The 17,560-nt window shown below is 70.4% G+C and carries 20 protein-coding genes; 8 read left to right on the forward strand and 12 right to left on the reverse strand.

The window, feature by feature from the left end; translation table 11 throughout:
* Nucleotides 1-42: 42 nt before the first annotated feature.
* From ACLJRM_RS00975 to ACLJRM_RS01000, 6 genes are all read right to left on the reverse strand, one after another.
* On the reverse strand, nucleotides 43-846 hold the full coding sequence (locus ACLJRM_RS00975; RefSeq protein ID WP_410661923.1) for a TIGR04222 domain-containing membrane protein: 804 nt from the start codon (nucleotides 844-846) through the stop codon (nucleotides 43-45).
* The gene (locus ACLJRM_RS00980) at nucleotides 839-1,402 is read right to left on the reverse strand and encodes a hypothetical protein (RefSeq protein ID WP_410661924.1); all 564 of its coding nucleotides are present in this window, start codon (nucleotides 1,400-1,402) and stop codon (nucleotides 839-841) included. Before ACLJRM_RS00980 ends, ACLJRM_RS00975 begins: the two co-directional genes overlap by 8 nt.
* Nucleotides 1,403-1,480: 78 nt before the next feature.
* Nucleotides 1,481-1,903 carry a peptide-methionine (R)-S-oxide reductase MsrB gene (gene msrB, locus ACLJRM_RS00985; RefSeq protein WP_101613068.1) on the reverse strand — a complete coding sequence of 141 codons (423 nt, stop codon included), beginning with the start codon at nucleotides 1,901-1,903 and terminating at the stop codon, nucleotides 1,481-1,483.
* A 19-nt stretch (nucleotides 1,904-1,922) separates the two neighbouring features.
* The gene (locus tag ACLJRM_RS00990; RefSeq protein WP_101606650.1) at nucleotides 1,923-2,228 is read right to left on the reverse strand and encodes a hypothetical protein; all 306 of its coding nucleotides are present in this window, start codon (nucleotides 2,226-2,228) and stop codon (nucleotides 1,923-1,925) included.
* Nucleotides 2,229-2,282: 54 nt separating this feature from the next.
* On the reverse strand, nucleotides 2,283-3,893 hold the full coding sequence (locus ACLJRM_RS00995; RefSeq protein ID WP_233224238.1) for a serine/threonine-protein kinase: 1,611 nt from the start codon (nucleotides 3,891-3,893) through the stop codon (nucleotides 2,283-2,285).
* Nucleotides 3,894-4,059: 166 nt separating this feature from the next.
* Nucleotides 4,060-4,746 (reverse strand): TVP38/TMEM64 family protein, encoded by a 687-nt coding sequence (locus ACLJRM_RS01000; protein ID WP_101606652.1) that lies wholly within the window; start codon nucleotides 4,744-4,746, stop codon nucleotides 4,060-4,062.
* Between the two features lie 24 nt (nucleotides 4,747-4,770).
* Between ACLJRM_RS01000 and ACLJRM_RS01005 the strand changes: the two genes are divergently transcribed.
* Both ACLJRM_RS01005 and ACLJRM_RS01010 read left to right on the forward strand, forming a co-directional pair.
* On the forward strand, nucleotides 4,771-5,328 hold the full coding sequence (locus tag ACLJRM_RS01005) for a GNAT family N-acetyltransferase (protein WP_410661925.1): 558 nt from the start codon (nucleotides 4,771-4,773) through the stop codon (nucleotides 5,326-5,328).
* 28 nt (nucleotides 5,329-5,356) lie between these two features.
* Complete coding sequence (locus ACLJRM_RS01010; protein ID WP_101606654.1) at nucleotides 5,357-6,376, forward strand: DNA polymerase domain-containing protein; 1,020 nt, start codon at nucleotides 5,357-5,359, stop codon at nucleotides 6,374-6,376.
* Here ACLJRM_RS01010 and ACLJRM_RS01015 read toward each other — a convergent pair.
* From ACLJRM_RS01015 to ACLJRM_RS01025, 3 genes are read right to left on the reverse strand one after another with little or no spacing between them, the layout of a single operon-like run.
* Complete coding sequence (locus ACLJRM_RS01015; protein WP_168214275.1) at nucleotides 6,373-7,731, reverse strand: MFS transporter; 1,359 nt, start codon at nucleotides 7,729-7,731, stop codon at nucleotides 6,373-6,375. The two genes, ACLJRM_RS01010 and ACLJRM_RS01015, sit on opposite strands and share 4 nt — an antisense overlap.
* Nucleotides 7,728-8,156 (reverse strand): MarR family winged helix-turn-helix transcriptional regulator, encoded by a 429-nt coding sequence (locus tag ACLJRM_RS01020; RefSeq protein WP_410661926.1) that lies wholly within the window; start codon nucleotides 8,154-8,156, stop codon nucleotides 7,728-7,730. The genes ACLJRM_RS01015 and ACLJRM_RS01020 overlap by 4 nt, the downstream gene beginning before the upstream one ends.
* Before the next feature lie 50 nt (nucleotides 8,157-8,206).
* Nucleotides 8,207-8,695: a hypothetical protein gene (locus ACLJRM_RS01025; protein ID WP_410661927.1), complete on the reverse strand. Its 489-nt coding sequence runs from the start codon at nucleotides 8,693-8,695 to the stop codon at nucleotides 8,207-8,209.
* 182 nt (nucleotides 8,696-8,877) lie between these two features.
* On the opposite strand from ACLJRM_RS01025, the gene ACLJRM_RS01030 reads away from it, so the two are divergent.
* From ACLJRM_RS01030 to ACLJRM_RS01040, 3 genes are all read left to right on the forward strand, one after another.
* Nucleotides 8,878-9,270 carry a DUF6221 family protein gene (locus tag ACLJRM_RS01030; protein ID WP_101606657.1) on the forward strand — a complete coding sequence of 131 codons (393 nt, stop codon included), beginning with the start codon at nucleotides 8,878-8,880 and terminating at the stop codon, nucleotides 9,268-9,270.
* A gap of 7 nt (nucleotides 9,271-9,277) precedes the next feature.
* Nucleotides 9,278-10,318: an LLM class flavin-dependent oxidoreductase gene (locus ACLJRM_RS01035; RefSeq protein WP_410661928.1), complete on the forward strand. Its 1,041-nt coding sequence runs from the start codon at nucleotides 9,278-9,280 to the stop codon at nucleotides 10,316-10,318.
* Nucleotides 10,319-10,471: 153 nt separating this feature from the next.
* Nucleotides 10,472-10,708: a S1 RNA-binding domain-containing protein gene (locus ACLJRM_RS01040; protein ID WP_101606659.1), complete on the forward strand. Its 237-nt coding sequence runs from the start codon at nucleotides 10,472-10,474 to the stop codon at nucleotides 10,706-10,708.
* 74 nt (nucleotides 10,709-10,782) lie between these two features.
* On the opposite strand, the gene ACLJRM_RS01045 is transcribed toward ACLJRM_RS01040, so the two are convergent.
* Nucleotides 10,783-12,375, reverse strand: a complete 1,593-nt coding sequence (locus ACLJRM_RS01045) for a PucR family transcriptional regulator (protein ID WP_174720532.1) — start codon at nucleotides 12,373-12,375, stop codon at nucleotides 10,783-10,785.
* Between the two features lie 129 nt (nucleotides 12,376-12,504).
* On the opposite strand from ACLJRM_RS01045, the gene pruA reads away from it, so the two are divergent.
* Together pruA and ACLJRM_RS01055 are read left to right on the forward strand one after the other, a co-directional pair.
* Nucleotides 12,505-14,142: an L-glutamate gamma-semialdehyde dehydrogenase gene (gene pruA, locus ACLJRM_RS01050; protein ID WP_410661929.1), complete on the forward strand. Its 1,638-nt coding sequence runs from the start codon at nucleotides 12,505-12,507 to the stop codon at nucleotides 14,140-14,142.
* A gap of 17 nt (nucleotides 14,143-14,159) precedes the next feature.
* Entirely contained in the window at nucleotides 14,160-15,089 is a 930-nt protein-coding gene (locus tag ACLJRM_RS01055) for a proline dehydrogenase family protein (RefSeq protein ID WP_101606662.1), read from the forward strand.
* Between the two features lie 87 nt (nucleotides 15,090-15,176).
* Here the strand turns inward: ACLJRM_RS01055 and ACLJRM_RS01060 are convergent, their stop codons facing one another.
* Nucleotides 15,177-15,533, reverse strand: a complete 357-nt coding sequence (locus ACLJRM_RS01060; RefSeq protein WP_020637318.1) for a thioredoxin family protein — start codon at nucleotides 15,531-15,533, stop codon at nucleotides 15,177-15,179.
* Between the two features lie 90 nt (nucleotides 15,534-15,623).
* Here ACLJRM_RS01060 and ACLJRM_RS01065 point away from each other — a divergent pair, with 90 nt between their 5' ends.
* Entirely contained in the window at nucleotides 15,624-15,866 is a 243-nt protein-coding gene (locus ACLJRM_RS01065; protein WP_101606663.1) for a DUF2630 family protein, read from the forward strand.
* A 101-nt stretch (nucleotides 15,867-15,967) separates the two neighbouring features.
* Here the strand turns inward: ACLJRM_RS01065 and ACLJRM_RS01070 are convergent, their stop codons facing one another.
* The gene (locus ACLJRM_RS01070) at nucleotides 15,968-17,479 is read right to left on the reverse strand and encodes an alpha/beta fold hydrolase (protein WP_410662428.1); all 1,512 of its coding nucleotides are present in this window, start codon (nucleotides 17,477-17,479) and stop codon (nucleotides 15,968-15,970) included.
* Nucleotides 17,480-17,560 lie beyond the last annotated feature (81 nt).

A 17,560-nucleotide genomic window follows, 5' to 3' on the forward strand; every position in this document is an offset into this window, starting at 1 on the left:
CGGACGCTTTTCCGTCCGGTCATGGTTCCCCGGACCAGTCGATCAGCCCGGCGAACCGTCCGCGACGGCCGTTAGACCGTCAGGAGAGGCACCGTTGCAGACGTCGACTTGGGCTTTGCGGCGGGAAGAAGGCGTCGTCAGGGTCAGGAGCCGCGCCAACCGCCGATCCGGATAGGCGTCGATGCCACCCAGCGCCACCGCGCCCATCGCGCCGGTGACGAGCTGCGGATCGCCGCCGGCCCGCGAGAGCGCCCGCTCGCCCGCTTTCGTGGTCCACACCGCGCGATGGACGCGCTCGAGCCGGACGGTGACGGCGCACGCCGTCGTAGTGACGGCCAGCGCGATTCCGGCGAGCGCGACGGATCGCTCGGTGATCACGACGGTGCGGATGAGCACCGCCGCCCCGAGCACCACGAGCCCGAGGTGCGCGACCACGGCGGCGCGCCACACCCGGCGCAGACGGCCTTCCGGAACGACCAGGCCGCCGTCGAGCAACTCCGTCCGCAGCGAGCGCATCGGTTCCGACCCGCGCAGCGATTCGCGTACCCTCGCCGCACGCACCTTCGGCAGGCTGTCCGCCACCGCGAGCAGGAACGGGTCCGCGGAGCGCGCGGAGGTCCGGCGCAGGACGCCGGAGCTGTCGAGGCGGGCCACCCGCCGCTCGACGGCGCCCGCGACGGCGGTGTCCGAGACCCGGTCGGGTCCGCCGGCGAGGTAGGCGACCTGGTAGATCGTGCGCGGCGGTTCGCCGTCGTGACGCCGGTTCCGCAGCCACCGCGTGTACGTCAGTGCCGCGAGGAGCGGAAGCGCCGCGAGCACGGCCATGACGGTCTCGAGTTCAGCCACCGCAACCACCTCCACCACCACACGAAGAACCGCCGCCGCCGCAGGACGAGCCCGCCGCAATGTACGTGCCCCCGGAGCACGAGGAGCCCACCATGCCCGTGAACCGGTTGCCGCGGGTGTCACCGGTCTTGCCCAGCACGGCCGCGATCGCCGGATCGGGGTGGGCCCCGAAGCCGTAAAGCGCGACCCTCCCGGCAGCGGTCCTGCCCGGTTCGCGGTCCCCGTCGCCGTACCGGAGCGCCAGCGTGCCCTGGGTGGTCGCGCGGCCGGACCTGTCCGGTAACTGCAACCACACGATCAGGCCGAGTGCGCCGACCACACCGACCATCAGGACGACGAGGATGGCGACCGGCCGCTTCAGCGGTACGGCGTTCGCCAGCCGCGCGATTCCCAGCGCCAGAACGGCGACGTACACGGCCATCGCGCACCGCCGGCCCAGACGGCGGCGGTTCTCGGCGACTTGCAGACCTCTTCGCTGGAGGCCGTGCCGTTCGAGCAACGGGAGAAACGCGAGCCAGGCGAAGTCCGGTCCGCTGATACCCCAGGGGTCACTCATATGAAGACACCGCCCTCCCCGACGCTGTTCCTGTTCAACGGGAACGCGTCGGGGAGGGCGGTGGTTCGCTTCGGTTGGTTACGACTCGGGAACGAGCGTCAGCGAGATCGAGTTGATGCAGTACCGCTGATCCGTCGGCGTCGCGTACCCCTCGCCTTCGAAGACGTGCCCGAGGTGGCTGTGGCACGACTTGCACAGCACCTCGATCCGGCGCATCCCCATGGCGGTGTCCTCACGGAGGAGGACGGCTTCGGTATCGGCGGGGTCGTAGAACGACGGCCAGCCGCAGTGGCTCTCGAACTTCGTATCGCTGCGGAACAGCTCGGCGCCACAGGCACGGCACTGGTACACACCGGTGGTCTTGGCGTCGGTGTACTCCCCGGTGAAGGGGCGCTCGGTGCCCGCCTGGCGGAGCACGGCGTACTCGTCGGGGCTGAGCTGTTCCCGCCATTCCTGCTCGGACTTGACCACGCGTGGCGTGGCTCCGACAACGGGTTTCATGCCTTTCACCGGTTCCACGTTACCCCGCGAGCCACGCGATGGCCCGGCCGATGATGTCCCATGCGGTGACCATCACGCCGAGCACGATGAGGATCACCACGAGTGCCGAAACCCACCAGCGCAGACCGCCGAGACGGTTGCTGGAGTCGGCGAAATCGGAGACGCCGTCGAGGCAGGCCTCCACGGTGAAGTTGGGGCCGCAGCGTTCGATGCGGTCCAGGTGCTCGGCGAAGGCACGGGCTTCGGGGTCGTACGGGTCGAGGCCTACCAGGTCCTCGTCGAAACGAGGATTCTGGCCAGGTCCGAAAGGTCCGCTATCGGCCATGCGAGCAACAGTAAGCCAAGAGCGGCGATTGGCCTACCACCAGCGAGGCGGGTCTCAGTTGCCGAGTACTCGCGTGTCGGCGTCGATGAAGTACTGGCCGCCGACCTGGACGACGCGCAGCGCGGGACGGACTCCCTTGTTGAGCGTGATGTTCATGTCGATCGAGCCGTCGGCGTTGCCGCCGCCCTTGTCCGCCCGGGCGGTGTCGGCGCCGGTGACCTTGTGGGCACTCCAGTATTCGGCGAAAGCCTGCTCCGAGCCGTAGACCTCTTTCGCGGCGTCCGTGAGCTTGTTCCAGCTCGCGGAGGTCCCGATCTTGTCCGTGTCGAAGAAGTCGAGGACGAAGCCGCCGACGCTCGAATAGCTCGTGACCTTCTCGCTCGGGGTCTTCCCCAGGCCCGCCGGGGCGGCCTTCGAGGACGACGGCGCGGTCGACTTGGGCGCCGAGGTGCTGGACTGCGGGTTCGCCCCGGCGTTGTCGCCGCCCTGGTTGCCGGTGGTCCCGTTGCTCGAATTCAGCACCAGGAACACGATCACCGCGATCACCACGACCGCGGCACCGGCGCCCGCGAACAGGACGGCCTTGCGTTTGCCGTCGGCGGGTTTCCCCGAGGACGGCCGCATCGGGGCGGCCGCGGACGGCGGCGGGCTCGCCGCGGCGACCGGCCGCGGCGGGGTGTTCGGCGGGGCCGACTGCGAGCGCATCGGGATGAACGCCGCTGTCGGCGTGTGCTGCTTGGCCGGAGGAGGCGGGGGAGGTGCCGCGGCGGACTGCGCGGGCTGCTCGGTCCGCTGCCACGGCGGCCGGTCCCCGCCGGGGTTGCCGCGTCCCGGGGTGTCGGGCGCGGCGGGCTGTCTGCCGCCGCCCGCTCCGAAGAGCCGCGGCGACGCCGCCGTGCCCGCGCCGGATTCGTTCGCCGCCAGCGCGGCGAGCCGCTGCTGGGCCTCGGCCATGCTCGGGCGTTCGGTCGGTTCGGTGCGCAGGAGGCTCATCAACAGCGCCGTCGCGGCGCCCGCCTGCTGCGGCGGGTTGATCTGCCCGTTCGCGGCCGCGTACAGCAGCGCGAGCTGGTTGGAGCTGTTCCCGTACGGCGTCTGGCCCTCGATCGCCTGGTAGAGCGTCGCGCCGAGCGCGAAGACATCGGAGCTGGGCACCGGGTCCGAGCCGCGCGCCAGCTCGGGCGCGAGATAGGCCGGGGTGCCGCCGATCAGGCCGGTCTGGGTGAGCGTCATGTCGCCGGCCGCGCGGGAGATGCCGAAGTCGGTGATCTTGGCGGTACCCGACTCGTCGATCAGGATGTTGCCCGGTTTGACGTCACGGTGCACGATCCCGGCGCGGTGCGCGGCGACCAGCGCCGACGCGACCTGCTCGCCGATCTTCGCGACGCGCCCCAGCGGCAGCGTGCCCTCGTCGGAGATGATCGCCGAAAGACTCGGGCCGTTCAGGTACTCCATCACCAGGCAGGGGTCGCCGCCGTCTTCGGCGATGTCGAACACCACGATCGCGTTCGGATGCTGGAAGCGGGCCGCGTTCTTCGCCTCGCGCATGGCGCGCTGGCGCATGTTGTCGCGTTCGGCTTCGGAGACACCCGGCTGGGGGAGGATCTGCTTGACCGCCACCGAGCGCTCGAGGCGGACATCGATGGCACGCCAGACCACCCCCATGGCACCGCTACCAATTTGCTCGACCAGGCGATAGTGCCCAGCGATCAGCTGACCGGTGTCGATGGCGACTGCTCCTGACACATTCCCGGGGTGATGGTGGCGTTACGCGGTCGTGATGGTCCCGCGCACCCGATCGAGTGTAGCGGGCTGTGGTTTCGGATCCCCGTCAGCTCGCCGGTGCGGAGGCAGGCACTTCTTCTTCGCCGCTCGGTTCGGTCACCGGAACGGCCTTCCGCCGGAAGACCTTGATCAGCCCGACGGCCCCCGCGGCGGCGAACACGGCGTAACAGATCAGCAGGGCGGGAGGGGTTTCCCCGGTCAGCGCGTCACCGAGGACGACGACCGCGACAGTACCGGGCAGGCTGCCGAGCGCGGTCCCCAGCAGATACGGAGCGAAACGGACTGATGACACTCCGCACAGGTAACTGAACGGAGCGAACGGCACCATCGGGATCAGCCGCAAGGACGTGATCGCCAGGACCCCGCCGTCGGAAAGCCGGTCGTTGACCGCGCGGACCTTGGCCCGGTGCAGATGCCGGGTGACGAGGTCGCGGCCCAGTGCCCTCGAAAGGGTGAACGAGAGCCCGGAGGCGACCGTGGTCGCCAGGATGCCGACGACGATGCCCGTCGTGGCGCCGAGCAGCAGCCCGCCCGCCAGGTTGAACACGGTGCGCGGGATCGGCGCCACGGTGAGTACCGAATAGATCAGGAAGAACACCAGCGGTGTGGCCGGGCCGAGTCCGGCGGCCCAGGCCCGCAGCCCGGCCGGGCTCGGGATCGGCAGCAGCACCGCGGCCGTCACGAAGAGGGCGAGCACGGTGAGCGCGAGAATTAATTTGGTACGGCCGGACACTGCGTCAACCGTACGGTATTCGCTGTGATCGACACCGACGCGCTGCGGACGCAGCCCGAACTCACCGGCGAGAACATCGTGCTGGCGCAGCTCGACGAGTCCTACTTCGAGTCCGCCTGGCGGGCGCTGCAGGAGCCGGAGACCACCCGGCTGACCGGCACGCACACCGTCTTCACCGAGGAACAGATCCGTAACTGGCTGGCCTCGCGGCCGGGCCTCGAAGACCGGGCAGACTACGCGATCCTGCGCAAGGAGGATCGCGGCTACCTCGGCGATGTCGTGCTTTCGGACTTCGACGAGCACAACCGTTCCGCCTCGTTCCGAATCGCGCTGACCGGGCCCGGCGTCTTCGGCAAGGGCTACGGCACCGAGGCGACGAAGCTGATCCTGGACTTCGCTTTCGACGTCGTCGGAGTCCATCGCGTCTCGCTGGAGGTGTTCGACTTCAACCCTCGGGCCCAGCGTGTCTACGAGAAGTGCGGGTTCGTCCGCGAGGGGCTTCAGCGGGAAGCCCTGTGGTGGGACGGCGAGTGGCATGACGTCATCACGATGGCGGTCTTGAAGAACGATCCACGGCCCTGAGCGGCGCCGGACTGGCTACGGTGGGCGCATGCCCAAGAACGGTGAGCCGATCGAGGTCGAGGTAGGCGAGCGCAAGGTCCGGGTCTCCAGCCCGGACAAGCCGTACTTCCCCGCCCGCGGCATCACGAAGCGCCAGGTGGTGGAGCACTACGTCGCGGTCGGCGTGCCGTTGCTGCGCGCGGTCGGCGAGCGGCCCACGACGCTGAAGCGCTACGTCGACGGCGTCGAGGGCGAGTGGTTCTACGCCAAGCGCGTGCCGAAGGGCGCCCCGGACTGGGTGGAGACCGCGAAGATCACCTTCCCGTCGGGCCGGACCGCCGAAGAGGTCTGCCCGACCGAACCCGCCGTGTTCGCCTGGGCGGCGAACCTGGGCACCTTCGACTTCCACCCGTGGCCGGTGCGGCGGCCCGACGTCGACCATCCGGACGAGCTCCGCATCGACGTCGACCCGCCGGACGAGGCGGGTTTCTCCGACGCGGTCGAGGTCGCCGGGGTGGTGCGCGAGGTGCTCGACTCGGCGGGGCTCGTCGGCTATCCGAAGACCTCGGGCGGCCGCGGCGTGCACGTCCTGGTGCGGATCCGGCCGGAGTGGGACTTCATCGACGTCCGCCACGCGGTGATCGCGCTGGGCCGCGAGGTCGAGCGCAGGATTCCCGGGAAGGCGACCATCGCGTGGTGGAAGGAAGAGCGCGGGGGCCGGGTCTTCATCGACTACAACCAGGCAGCCCGCGACCGCACGGTGGCGTCGGCCTGGTCGGTCCGCGGCACGCCGCGCGCGACGGTCTCGACCCCGCTGACCTGGGATCTGCTCACCGAGGTCGACCCGGACGACTTCGACGTCCTCACCGCCGGCGCCTTCTACGCCGAGCGCGGTGACCTCCACGCGCCGATGGACGAGCAGGCGTTCGGCATCGAGACGCTGCTGGAGTGGTACGCGCGGGACGAGCGCGACCACGGCCTCGGCGAGATGCCGTATCCGCCCGACTATCCGAAGATGCCGGGCGAGCCGAAGCGGGTCCAGCCCAGTAAGGCGCGCGACGACACCTAGGGCGTCCCGACGCGGGCCAGCGAGCGATCCACGACGGTCAGCGCGAGGAACAGCACGCTGACCACGAGCATGAACGCGGCCAGGTGGTGCAGGCCGCCGCTGTCGGCGCGCTGCCCGAAGAAGGCGCCGTTGGCCGCGGACGCGACGATGGCGCCGAGGTAGCCGAAGGTGCGCAGCAGCCCGGCCGACGAACCCATCCGTTCGGCGTGGGCCTGGTGGTACACGGAGTTCTGCAGCGCGAGGTTGTTCAACCCCTGCGGCACCCCGAGGACCACCACGACGGCCAGGAGCGCCCAAATCGGGCTGCCGTCGTTCAGGAACAGCAGCAGGGCGCAGGCGGCGACCTGTCCGAGCGAGCCGACCAGGAGCTTGCCGCGGACGGCCTTGCCGCGTCCGGTGACGGTGGAGGCGATGATCCCGACGGCGAACAGGGGGAGCAGGACGAGTCCGGCTTCCGACGCGGACAGCCCGTGGCCCTGCTCCATCCACTGCGTGTAGCCGTAGAGGAAGGCGTAGCTGACGACGAAGCTGAGCAGGGCCCTCCCGTAGGTGGCCAGCAGCGGCAGGTTGCCGCCGAGCAGGCGGACGTCGATGAACGGTTGCCGTGCCCGGAGTTCGCGCCAGGTGAATCCGGCGCCCGCCGCGACGGTCACGGCGAGCAGCCACCAGTCGCCGCCCCGCACGTCCATCAGGAACAGCAGCAGGCAGACGAGCGCCGCGGCGAACAGGCCCATGCCGGGCAGGTCCAGTTCGCGCACGATGCTCCGGCCGTCGCGGCGGGGGACGGGTGTCGCCGGGAGACGGCGGAAGCCGAGGTACAGGCCCGCCAGGGCGAGCGGGACGTTGATCGCGAGGGTCGCGCGCCAGCCGCCGACCCCGATCAGCAGTCCGCCGAGGCTGGGCCCCACGACGGCGATGGTCTGCGTGGTGATGGCGAGCGCGGTGAGGACCCCGGCCGGGCTGTCCTTCCCGGTGCGCAGGGACTCGCTCCGGATGAGGTGCATCGCCGCCGGATAGCCGGCGCAGGTGCCGAAACCGAGGAGCACCCGGGACGCGACGAGCACGCCGAAACCGGGGGCGAGCATGCCGACGACACCCGAGATCCCGGTCAGTGCCGCCCCGGCCAGGAACAGGCTGCGGGGCCCGAAGAGGTCGATGAGCCGTCCCACCACCGGCTGGCCGATCGCGGTGGCCAGGTACAGCGCGGAGACCAGCCACGCCGTCTGGGCGGGCGGCGCCCCGAAGGCCACGCCGATCGGCACCAGGGACACGGAGATGATCGACGAGTTGACCGGGTTGAGGGCCGCTCCGAGCATCATCGGGGGCAGGAGCCGCCGGTCGAAGTCCGTGCTCACCGCCGCACGACCCGTTCCAGCACGGCCGCCGCTTCGATCAAGGTGCGGCGCTCCGCCTCGGTGCACTGCGTTTCGAGGACTTGGGCGAGCCAGCCTTCCCCGGCCCTGCGGCGCTCGTCGAGGAAGGCGCGGCCGTCGTCGGTGACGAAGATCAGCTGACGCCTTCCGTCCCCGGGATCCGGGCGGCGTGCGGCCAGTCCCCGTTCCACGAGGACACCGACGGTGGTGGCGATCGACTGGTGGCGGATGCCTTCCAGCGCGGCCAGGTCGCTGACCGACGCTTCGCCGTCCTTGTCGAGCCTGCTGAGCACGGACGTCTGGGACGGCGTGAGGTCGCCGCTGCCGTAGTTCTCGCGCAGGCGGCGCCGCAGCCTGCTGAAGGCGACGCGGATGTCGTGGGCCGCGCGTGCGGCGGTCTTGTCCATGTCCGCAGGTTAACTTGCGCAGGTGAAACTGCGCAATTATGACTGCGTATCTACGGTGACAGGCTGAACTCGCAGCCCGCGACCTGTACGTATTCGCCCCTGCGGGTGGTGAACCGGGCGGCGCCGGTGGTCAGCTGGTCGGCCAGGATCTTCGACACGCCGCCGGTGCGCAGCCTCGCCCAGTAGCAGTGCCCATTGCCGCCCGGCGCCGGCCCGGGCGAGCGGTACGAGCCCGCTTCGACCTCGGTGCCGACCAGGTAGGTCCCGTCGGCGAACCGGTTCGCGGGAGTGGCGGGGACGGCGCGTCCGGAAGTGACCGGGGGTGCCGGGACGGTCACGGTCGGCGCGGGCGTGGCCTCCGCGGTGACGGTCACCGTCGCCGGGACGGGCGCCGTGGCCGCGTCGAGCACTCTCGGCTGAGTGGCCGCCACCACTCCGACGCCCGCGCCCAAAGTGAGTGCGACGGCGAGCCCGGCCACGAGCGGGAACGCATTTCGTGACGACGCGTGCGGTATCGGTGACAAATTCGTGCTCGTCATCCATCTCTTCTTCGTTTTGCTCGCGGAGTGATTGCGCTTTCGTGTCGATCTAGAAACCTGTTACCGCTCCGCGGCGGACCGATACGAGACTGTGTGACGCGTGGGACCTTGTCGTAACGCCGGGCTTCCTGCCAGCGACAGTCTCACCCGAACACTAGGCTGGGGGAGACGAAGGAGTACCTGTGGACGACTTGATCGCCTTTCTCGCCGCGCGTGTGGGGCAACGCCAGGCGTTGATCATGCAGGCGGTCAAGAAAACCGAGATCAGCGAATCGCTCAATCGCGGTGAGACCAAGGTCGTCATCGAAAAGAAGATCCGTTCGATGAACGACATCGAGCTCGATGTGGTCAATCAGATGATCAACGAGATCGAGGCGACCCGCAGGCTCCTGCAGGCGCACCGCACCACGGTTTCGGAGAAGGTCCCGGGATTCCCCCTGTACGGCAACGAGTACTGGTGCGAGACGTGCAACGTGCCCGCCGACGAGGCCGGGACGAACTGGTGCCTGACCCTGCGGCTGCTGGCCCTGCCGCACGCCGACCACGCGGACTACAGCGAGCGCTGGCGCCCCTGAGCGGGGAATGCCCGCCGGGTCCGGGCGCGTTGACCCGAGGGTGATCACGCTTTCGGTACTGGACCGGTCCCCGACCCGCCGCGGTGGCGACGCGCCCCGCGCGCTGCGGGACACGGTCGCCTTCGCCAGGGACATCGAAGCGCTGGGCTACCACCGATTCTGGGTCTCCGAGCACCACAGCGTGCCCGGCGTCGCCGGTTCGGCGCCGACGGTGCTGGCCGCCGCCGTCGCCTCCGCGACCGAGCGGATCCGGGTCGGCACCGGCGGCGTGATGCTGCCGAACCACCGGCCGCTGGTGGTCGCGGAACAGTTCGGCGTCCTCGAATCGCTGTTCCCCGGCCGGATCGACATGGGGCTGGGCCGGTCGGTCGGGTTCACCGGCGGCGTCCGCCAGGCACTCGGGCACGAGAAGGACGACGCCGACCGCTTCGGCGACCAGGTCCGGGAACTGCTGGGCTTCCTGTCAGGAGACCAGACGGCGTATCCGGGCGTGCACGCCATTCCGGCGGAGGGGCTGCGCGTGCCCGCGTTCCTGCTGGCCACCGGCGCCGGGGCGCGGCTGGCCGCGGAACTGGGGCTGCCGCTGGTGATCGCGCCGGTCCGGGGCGAGGGGCCGCTGCTCGAAGCCATCGAGGGCTACCGCTCCGGCTTCCGTCCTTCGGCGCAGGCTTCGCGGCCGTACGTCGTGGTGTCCACGGCGATCGCGGTCGCGGAGACGGCCGAAGCCGCGCGACGGCTGCTGATTCCCGAAGCGTGGTCGGCGGTCTACTCGCGCACGCACGGGGTCTTCCCGCCGCTGTCGCCGGTGGAGGAGATCCTCACCGGGGCACTGTCCGAACGCGACCGTGAGCGGCTGGACCGGGCACTCGACGGTCAGATCGCCGGCACCCTGGACGAGGTGGGCGACCGGCTGGACGCCCTCGTCGCCACCACCGGTGCCGACGAGATCCTCGTGACCACCAGCACCTTCGACCAGGCGGAGCGGCTGGATTCCTACCGGGCCCTCGCCGAGGTCGCGGGGCTGCGGAGCCTCGCCACGGCGTCGTGATTCTTGCTAGTGTCACGGCCATGACTGCCGGGTCGGCCTCGTGCCGTGAGCGGACGGGTTCCCCGGCCGACGCTTGATCTCCGCGCGGGCCCGCAGCCCGCCTCCGTGTGTGTCCCTGTGTGGTGGACGATGCGCGGAGAGGAGGTGAATCGCATGTCCCCCAACGAGAACTGGCGCGCTTTCGTCGTCGCCAACGCCGACGGTGGCGTCCTGGACGGCGTCGTCACGCGGGTGCTGCCGTTCGGCGCGTTCGTCGAAGTGGCCCAAGGGATGGAAGGTCTTTTGCCGACCGTCGGCGGTGCCGGCCCGCTCACCGCCGGTGCGGCCGTCGCGGTGCGGCTCGACAAGCTGGACGTCCAGAACCGGCGGTTCAGCCTGACCCTGGCTTGACCCCCCTCGCGATTCGTCCTCTAGTTGCGGTTGTACGCGTCACGAACTACCGCAACTAGGGGACGAAACGCGGTCTAGAGGCGCAGGAGAAGCTGGGTGAGGATGCGCTGCGCGGGGTCGTCCAGGTCGATCCCGGACACCTCGGCCGCGCGCCGCACCCGGTACCGCACCGTGTTCGGGTGGATGTTCAGCTCGCGCGCCGCGCGCCGGACGTCACCGAACGCGTCGAGGTAGGCGAGCACCGCCGGAACCAGGATCCCGCCGTGGTCGGCGTCGTGCGCGATCAGTTCGGCCAGCCGCGGATCGCGGATTCTCGGTTGCTCACCGAGGAAAGCGAGCACTTCGGAGAGCAGGACTTCGGCGCGGACGTCGGCCAGCGAGGCGACGTCCGCGGTCCCGTGACCGCGCGCCATCGTCGCCAGCACGCGGTCCGCGTCGCCACGGGAAGCCGCCGCGTCGGAGAGCCGGGGCACGACGCCGCCCAGCGCGGCGCGCACCCGGACGTCGAGGTGCCGTTGCGCAGTACTGACGATTTCCTTGGCCAGCGCCAGGATCCGCGTCTCGGCGTGTTCGGGCAGGTCGGGGAGCAGCGCGTAGACCCGGCCGCCGATCACGCTCACCAGCGCGCTCCGCCGGTACGCGGCGGTGTGCACGGTGATCAGGTGCACCAGCTCGGCCCGCCGCAGCTGCCGGTCGGTCGCCGCGCGGTCGCGGGGGAGCGAGAACCCCAGCACCATGGCCGGTTTCCCGGGATCCGCGCCGATGTCGTCGGCCACGGACTCGACGTCGAGGCGGCCGTCGAGCAGCCCCGCCAGCAGGTCTTCGCGCAGCCGGAGTTCCGGGCTGGGCAGGGTCCGGTGCCGGATCAGCTGGGGCGCGAGCGCCCGGCTCGCGCCGAGCAACGCGATTTCCGCGCTTTCGGTGAGCGGATGCGCGCCCTCCTGGACCCAGATCGTGCCGAGCGGCTGCGACCCGGCGTGGATCCCGGCCGCGATCCGGCGCCGGATGCCGAGATCGGGCCGCTCGTCGATGCGGACGATGCCTTCCCCGGCGCGAAGTCGCTGGTAGACACCCCATTCGCGTAGCATCGCGAGGTACCGCTCCGGGCCTTCACGGCCGAGGATCGAGAGACGGCGCAGTTCGTCCACCTCGTCGCCCGCTCGCGAATAGGCCAGCACGCGGCTCGCGGTGTCCTCGATGCTGACCAGGCCGCCGGTGAGCGTCGCGATGGTCTGCGCGAGCGAGAACAGGTCGCCCAGCACCTCGCCGCTGTCCGCCTCGCCCCCGGCCCGGGCCGCGTCCACGACACCCCTGGCCAGCGCCTCGACCTGCTCCCAGCGCGCCTCGTGGCCGACCTCGATCAGGGCGATCCCCGCGTCGGTCGCGACGTTCACGACCGCCGAGCCGTTCTTGACCGCCACCGCGGCCGCCCCCGACCGTCCGGCTGCCCGGATCGCGCCCGCGGCGGCCCGGCCACGGGCGCCGATCACCAGGACGAGATCACCCGGATGGGCGTCGGGCGGATCCTCCGGATCGTGGATGACGACGTCTCCCACCTCGACCCCGAGCCCACTCGGTGCCGCGAGCACTCTGACCAGCGGTTCCCCGAGAGTGGCGAGGACATGCCGCAGGGAGGCGGCAGTGGTCGAATCAGTAGTCGCTGTAATCACCGAATTAAGCCGATCGGACAAGATGGTCACCCCGATTCTAGCCAGTCGAACAAGCCGCGGCGGACTCGTCCGGTCTAACGTTCGGGGTGAGACCTCTACCCGGCGAAGTGAAGTCAGGAGCAGTCAGTGGACGCCGTGACCCAGACCCCCGCCCCGAAGAACGAGCCGGTGCTGAACTACGCGCCGGGCAGCGCGGAGCGCGCTGAACTCGAGGGCGCGCTCAAGTCGCTGGGCGGCGCGGACCCCATCGACATCACCGTGACGATCGGCGGTGAGCAGCGCAAGGGCGGCGGCGAGAAGATCGAGGTCGTCCAGCCGCACAACCACAAGGCGGTGCTGGGCGTCATCCACAGCGCGACCGCGCAGGACACGCACGACGCGATCGCCGCGGCCAAGGCCGCCGCTCCCGGCTGGCGCGCGCTGTCCTACGACGACCGCGCCGCGATCATCCTGCGTGCCGCCGACCTGCTGGCCGGACCGTGGCGTGCCCGGCTGAACGCCGCCACCATGCTCGGCCAGTCGAAGACCGCCTTCCAGGCCGAGATCGACTCCGCCTGCGAGCTGATCGACTTCTGGCGCTTCAACGTCGCCTTCGGCCGCCAGATCCTCGCCGAGCAGCCGGTCAGCTCGCCCGGTATCTGGAATCGGATGGAGCACCGCCCGCTCGAGGGCTTCGTGTACGCCATCACCCCGTTCAACTTCACCGCGATCGCCGGCAACCTGCCGACCGCGCCCGCGCTGATGGGCAACGTCGTGCTGTGGAAGCCGTCGCCGACGCAGAGCTACGCCGCGCACCTGCTGATGCGCCTGCTCGAAGAGGCCGGCATGCCGCCGGGCGTGATCAACCTGCTGCCGGGTGACGGCAAGGCCGTCTCCGAGGTCGCCCTGACCCACCGCGACCTGGCCGGGATCCACTTCACCGGGTCCACCGCGACCTTCCAGCACCTGTGGGGCACCGTCGGCGCCAACATCTCCGGCTACCGCACGTACCCGCGTCTGGTCGGCGAGACCGGCGGCAAGGACTTCGTGCTCGCGCACTCCTCGGCCGACGTCGACATCCTGCGCACCGCGCTGGTCCGCGGCGCCTTCGAGTACCAGGGCCAGAAGTGCTCGGCCGCGTCCCGCGCGTACGTCCCGCGTTCGCTCTGGGCGAGCCTGAAGGACGGTCTGATCGCCGAGACCGAGGCCATCACCTACGGCGACGTCAACGACCTGGGCAACTTCGGTGGCGCCGTGATCGACCGCCGCGCCTTCGACAAGCACGCCGCCGTGCTGAAGAACGCGGCCGAGGACGCCGAGATCGACGTCATCGCCGGTGGCACCGCGGACGACAGCGTCGGCTACTTCGTGCGCCCGACGATCCTGGTTTCGGACAACCCGGGCCACGAGATCTTCCGCACCGAGTACTTCGGCCCGATCCTTTCGCTCCACGTCTACGACGACGAGACCGACGAGGGCTTCGACAACGTCTTGAAGCTGATCGACGAGACCGCCGACTACGCGCTCACCGGCGCGGTCATCGCCAACGACCGCACAGCCGTCGCGAAGGCGTCCGAGGCGCTGCGCTTCGCCGCCGGCAACTTCTACGTCAACGACAAGCCGACCGGTGCGGTCGTCGGCCAGCAGCCCTTCGGCGGCGGTCGCGCGTCCGGCACCAACGACAAGGCCGGTTCGGTGTTCAACCTCCTCCGCTGGACGAGCCCGCGCTCGGTCAAGGAGACCTTCGTTCCGCCCACCTCCGTCCGTTACCCCCACCAGGGCTGAGTTCTCAGGAGTCCGTGATGCTGCGTGCCCCGCTGCTCGCCGCCGCTCGATCCCAGCGGATGCGCAAGCTGGTCGAGGTCGTCCCCGCCACCCGATCGGTGGTAGGTCGGTTCGTCGCCGGCGCCGGGACGCCCGACGCCGCCCGGGTGGTCCGTGAACTGGCCGAAGACGGCCTCCGGGTCACCCTCGACCACCTCGGCGAGGACACCACCGACGCCGAGCAGGCCGCGACGACCGTCCGCGCCTACGAGGAACTGCTGTCCGCGCTGGCCGCCGACGGTCTCGCGTTCGGCGCGGACGTCTCGGTGAAGCTGTCCGCGGTCGGCCAGTTCCTGCCCGCGGACGGCGAGAAGGTCGCGCTGGAGAACGCCCGCAAGATCTGCGCGGCGGCCGAAGCGGTCGGTGCCACGGTCACCCTCGACATGGAGGACCACACCACCACCGACTCGACGCTGGGCATCCTGCGGGAACTGCGCACCGAGTACCCGTGGGTGGGCGCGGTGCTGCAGGCCTACCTGCGGCGGACCGAACAGGACTGCCGCGACCTCTCCGGCGAGGGCTCCCGCGTCCGGCTGTGCAAGGGCGCCTACGCCGAACCCGAAGAGGTCGCGTTCCAGGGCAAGTCCGAAGTGGACAAGTCCTACGTGCGCTGCCTGAAGATCCTCATGCAGGGCAAGGGTTATCCGATGGTCGCCTCGCACGACCCGCGGATGATCGCGATCGCCGAGAAGCTCGTGATGGACACGGACCGCGAGGCGGACGACCACGAATTCCAGATGCTGTACGGGATCCGTCCCGAAGAGCAGCGCCGGATCGCGGGCGACGGCAAGACGATGCGCGTCTACGTCCCCTACGGCGACGAATGGTACGGCTATTTCATGCGCAGGCTGGCGGAACGCCCGGCGAACCTGGCGTTCTTCCTGCGCGGACTCGCCACCCGGGGCTGACCCGGTCCCTGGTGGCACGGTTCCGCTGAAGTACAAAGGGGCCCTTCCCGGCGAAATCCGCCGGGAAGGGCCCCTTCTTTTCGTTTCTCAGGCTTCTTGAGCCTCTTCCTTGAGCTTGTCCATGTCGATGTCGCGCGCCTGCTGGATCAGGTCTTCGAGCGTCTTCTCGGGAAGCGCGCCCGGCTGCGCGTAGATGACCGTCTTGTCGCGGATCACCGCGAGCGTGGGGATCGAGCGCACGTCGAAGGCGGCGGCCAGCTGCTGCTCGGCCTCGGTGTCGACGCTCGCGAACACGATGTCGTCGTGATTGCCCGACACCTTTTCGTAGGTCGGCGCGAACTGGCGGCACGGCATGCACCAGCCCGCCCAGAAGTCGATGATCACGAAGTCGTTCTCGGACACGACCTGATCGAAGTTGGCGGCGGTCAGCTCAACTGTGCTCATGTCCGGCGTAACGAAACAGGCCCGGCGCACATTCCCGCGATTGCGCGTAGCGTCTCTTATGGAGCAACCCAGGTTTCGCAGGAGGCGTACATGGCCGACGGGGACATCCTCAGCCGGATCGACGAACTGGTCAGCGAGGAGCACGAACTCCGCTCGCGGGCGATCGGCGCCGGGCTGAGTTCGGACGACCGGGCCCGGCTCGCGGGCGTGGAGCAGCAGCTCGACCAGTGCTGGGACCTGCTGCGGCAGCGGCGGGCGCGGGTCGAGTTCGACGAGGACCCGGACGGGGCCGCGGTGCGGCCGGTCTCCGAGGTGGAGTCTTACCGGCAGTAGCGCTTTTCGCGGCCGCCCGACGCTATGAAAGGCCCGTTACTTGCAAAATTTGCAAGTAACGGGCCTTTCATAGCGCGCGCGGGGGCACGGAACGTGAGGGATCAGGCGGGGCAGAGGGTGCCGTCGACGGGGATCTTGCCGTCGATCAGGAAGGCCCGCGTCGCGTCGGTGACGCAGGGGGAGAGGCCCAGCGCGCCGTGCCCGGCGCCCTGCCAGGTGATCGTGACCGCGCTCGGCATCTGGTCGGCGGCCCGGCCGGTGCCCTGTTCCGGCGTGACCGGGTCGGTCGCGGTGCCCGCGACGAGGATCGGCGGCGCGCCGGGGGCACCCGCGGGCGGGAGCGGTTCGCGGCGCACGGGCCACGGGCTGCACCACGCCAGCTGTTGCGCGGCGAAGACGCCGAACTGCGGGTACTTGTCGCGCAGGGTCGTGGTCACGCGCGTGAGTTCTTCGGCCGAGAGCCGTGTCGCGCTGTCGTTGCACTTGGTCGCGAGCGTGCCGTCCAGCCGGGTCGGCCGGGCCCGGGAGTCCTTGAGCACCGGTTCGGCGAACGCGGCCAGCGGCGTGACGTCGCCGGTCTGCGCGGTCTTGAGCGCCTCGGCGAGTTCCACCCACCGCGAGCGCTGCGCGAGCCCGGAATAGACGGCGTACAAAGCGATCCCCGGCGTGATCTCCACCCCGTCGGTGGTCATCGCGGTCGCTGCGCGGAGCCGGTCCGCCACCGCGGTCACGGCCGCGCGGGCGTCGCCGATCGGGCAGCCCTTGGCGATGCAGTCGGCGCCGAAGGCGTCGAGGGTGGCCTGCGCGCTCGCGGCGATGGACTCCTGGACGGCGGCCGCGTCGGGGGCCGGGTCGGGCAGTCCGTCGAGCATGACGCGGCCGACCTGTGCCGGGAACCGCACGGCGTATTCGGCGAGGACCTTCGAACCGTCACCGCGGCCCAGCGCGTGCAGTTTGTCCAGCCCCAGCTGCTTCCGGAGTTCTTCGAGGTCGCCCGCGGTCCGCCAGCTGTCCATCGCGACCTGAGAGTCGTCCAGTTCGATCGCGCACTGCTGGCCCGCCTTGCGCGCCGCGTCGACCACGGCTTCGAGGTCGCCGGCGGCCGGGTCCCCGCCGAGCAGGTCGGTGCGGATCTCCGCCGGGATGCACTGCACCGGCGCGGACGCCCCGGTCCCGCGCCGGTCCACGCCGATCAGCGAGAACTTCTGCAGGTACTCGGGCGGCAGCACCGCGGCCAGCCGCGCGGCGTACAGCGAACCCGGCTCACCGTCGACGTCGTTGACCACGACCAGCGGGATCGGCCCGCCGCCGGCCTTGACCACCGTCATCCGCGAGAGCCCGCGGCCGGGCAGATCCGGCGCGTCGAGCGTGGTGGGCACCCTGGCGCAGGAGAACTTCAGCGTGTCCGGCACGGACGGCTGGCCCAGCCGTTGCCGGGTCGCCTCGTCGCAGTTCTCCCATTTGATGGACGGCGACTGCGGTTCGGTGAGCGGCGGCAGCGGTACCTGCTGCGCCGTGGTCGACGAGCCGGGATCGGCTTTGCCGTCGTTGTCGATCACCGCCGGCCGGACCGACGGACCGGCCGTGCAGCCCGCGAGCGCGGCCGTGACCATGGCCGTCGTCAGGATCAGCCGTGGCGTGCGGCGGGCGGTGCTCACGGGCTGGTCCTCACTTCCAGGGCATGACAAAGCTCG

The organism is Amycolatopsis sp. lyj-84 (genome assembly GCF_046549075.1).
Taxonomy (GTDB): Bacteria; Actinomycetota; Actinomycetes; order Mycobacteriales; family Pseudonocardiaceae; genus Amycolatopsis.

Excerpts from the sequence above, each read along its gene's own strand:
- ACLJRM_RS00980 (WP_410661924.1), bottom strand. The coding sequence starts at position 1,402 with ATGAGTGACCCCTGGGGTATCAGCGGACCGGACTTCGCCTGGCTCGCG.
- msrB (WP_101613068.1), bottom strand. The coding sequence starts at position 1,903 with ATGAAACCCGTTGTCGGAGCCACGCCACGCGTGGTCAAGTCCGAGCAG.
- ACLJRM_RS00990 (WP_101606650.1), bottom strand. The coding sequence starts at position 2,228 with ATGGCCGATAGCGGACCTTTCGGACCTGGCCAGAATCCTCGTTTCGAC.
- ACLJRM_RS00995 (WP_233224238.1), bottom strand. The coding sequence starts at position 3,893 with ATGGGGGTGGTCTGGCGTGCCATCGATGTCCGCCTCGAGCGCTCGGTG.
- ACLJRM_RS01010 (WP_101606654.1), top strand. The coding sequence starts at position 5,357 with ATGCCCAAGAACGGTGAGCCGATCGAGGTCGAGGTAGGCGAGCGCAAG.
- ACLJRM_RS01020 (WP_410661926.1), bottom strand. The coding sequence starts at position 8,156 with ATGGACAAGACCGCCGCACGCGCGGCCCACGACATCCGCGTCGCCTTC.
- ACLJRM_RS01025 (WP_410661927.1), bottom strand. The coding sequence starts at position 8,695 with ATGACGAGCACGAATTTGTCACCGATACCGCACGCGTCGTCACGAAAT.
- ACLJRM_RS01035 (WP_410661928.1), top strand. The coding sequence starts at position 9,278 with ATGCCCGCCGGGTCCGGGCGCGTTGACCCGAGGGTGATCACGCTTTCG.
- ACLJRM_RS01040 (WP_101606659.1), top strand. The coding sequence starts at position 10,472 with ATGTCCCCCAACGAGAACTGGCGCGCTTTCGTCGTCGCCAACGCCGAC.
- ACLJRM_RS01055 (WP_101606662.1), top strand. The coding sequence starts at position 14,160 with ATGCTGCGTGCCCCGCTGCTCGCCGCCGCTCGATCCCAGCGGATGCGC.
- ACLJRM_RS01060 (WP_020637318.1), bottom strand. The coding sequence starts at position 15,533 with ATGAGCACAGTTGAGCTGACCGCCGCCAACTTCGATCAGGTCGTGTCC.
- ACLJRM_RS01065 (WP_101606663.1), top strand. The coding sequence starts at position 15,624 with ATGGCCGACGGGGACATCCTCAGCCGGATCGACGAACTGGTCAGCGAG.
- ACLJRM_RS01070 (WP_410662428.1), bottom strand. The coding sequence starts at position 17,479 with ATGGTCACGGCCGCGCTCGCGGGCTGCACGGCCGGTCCGTCGGTCCGG.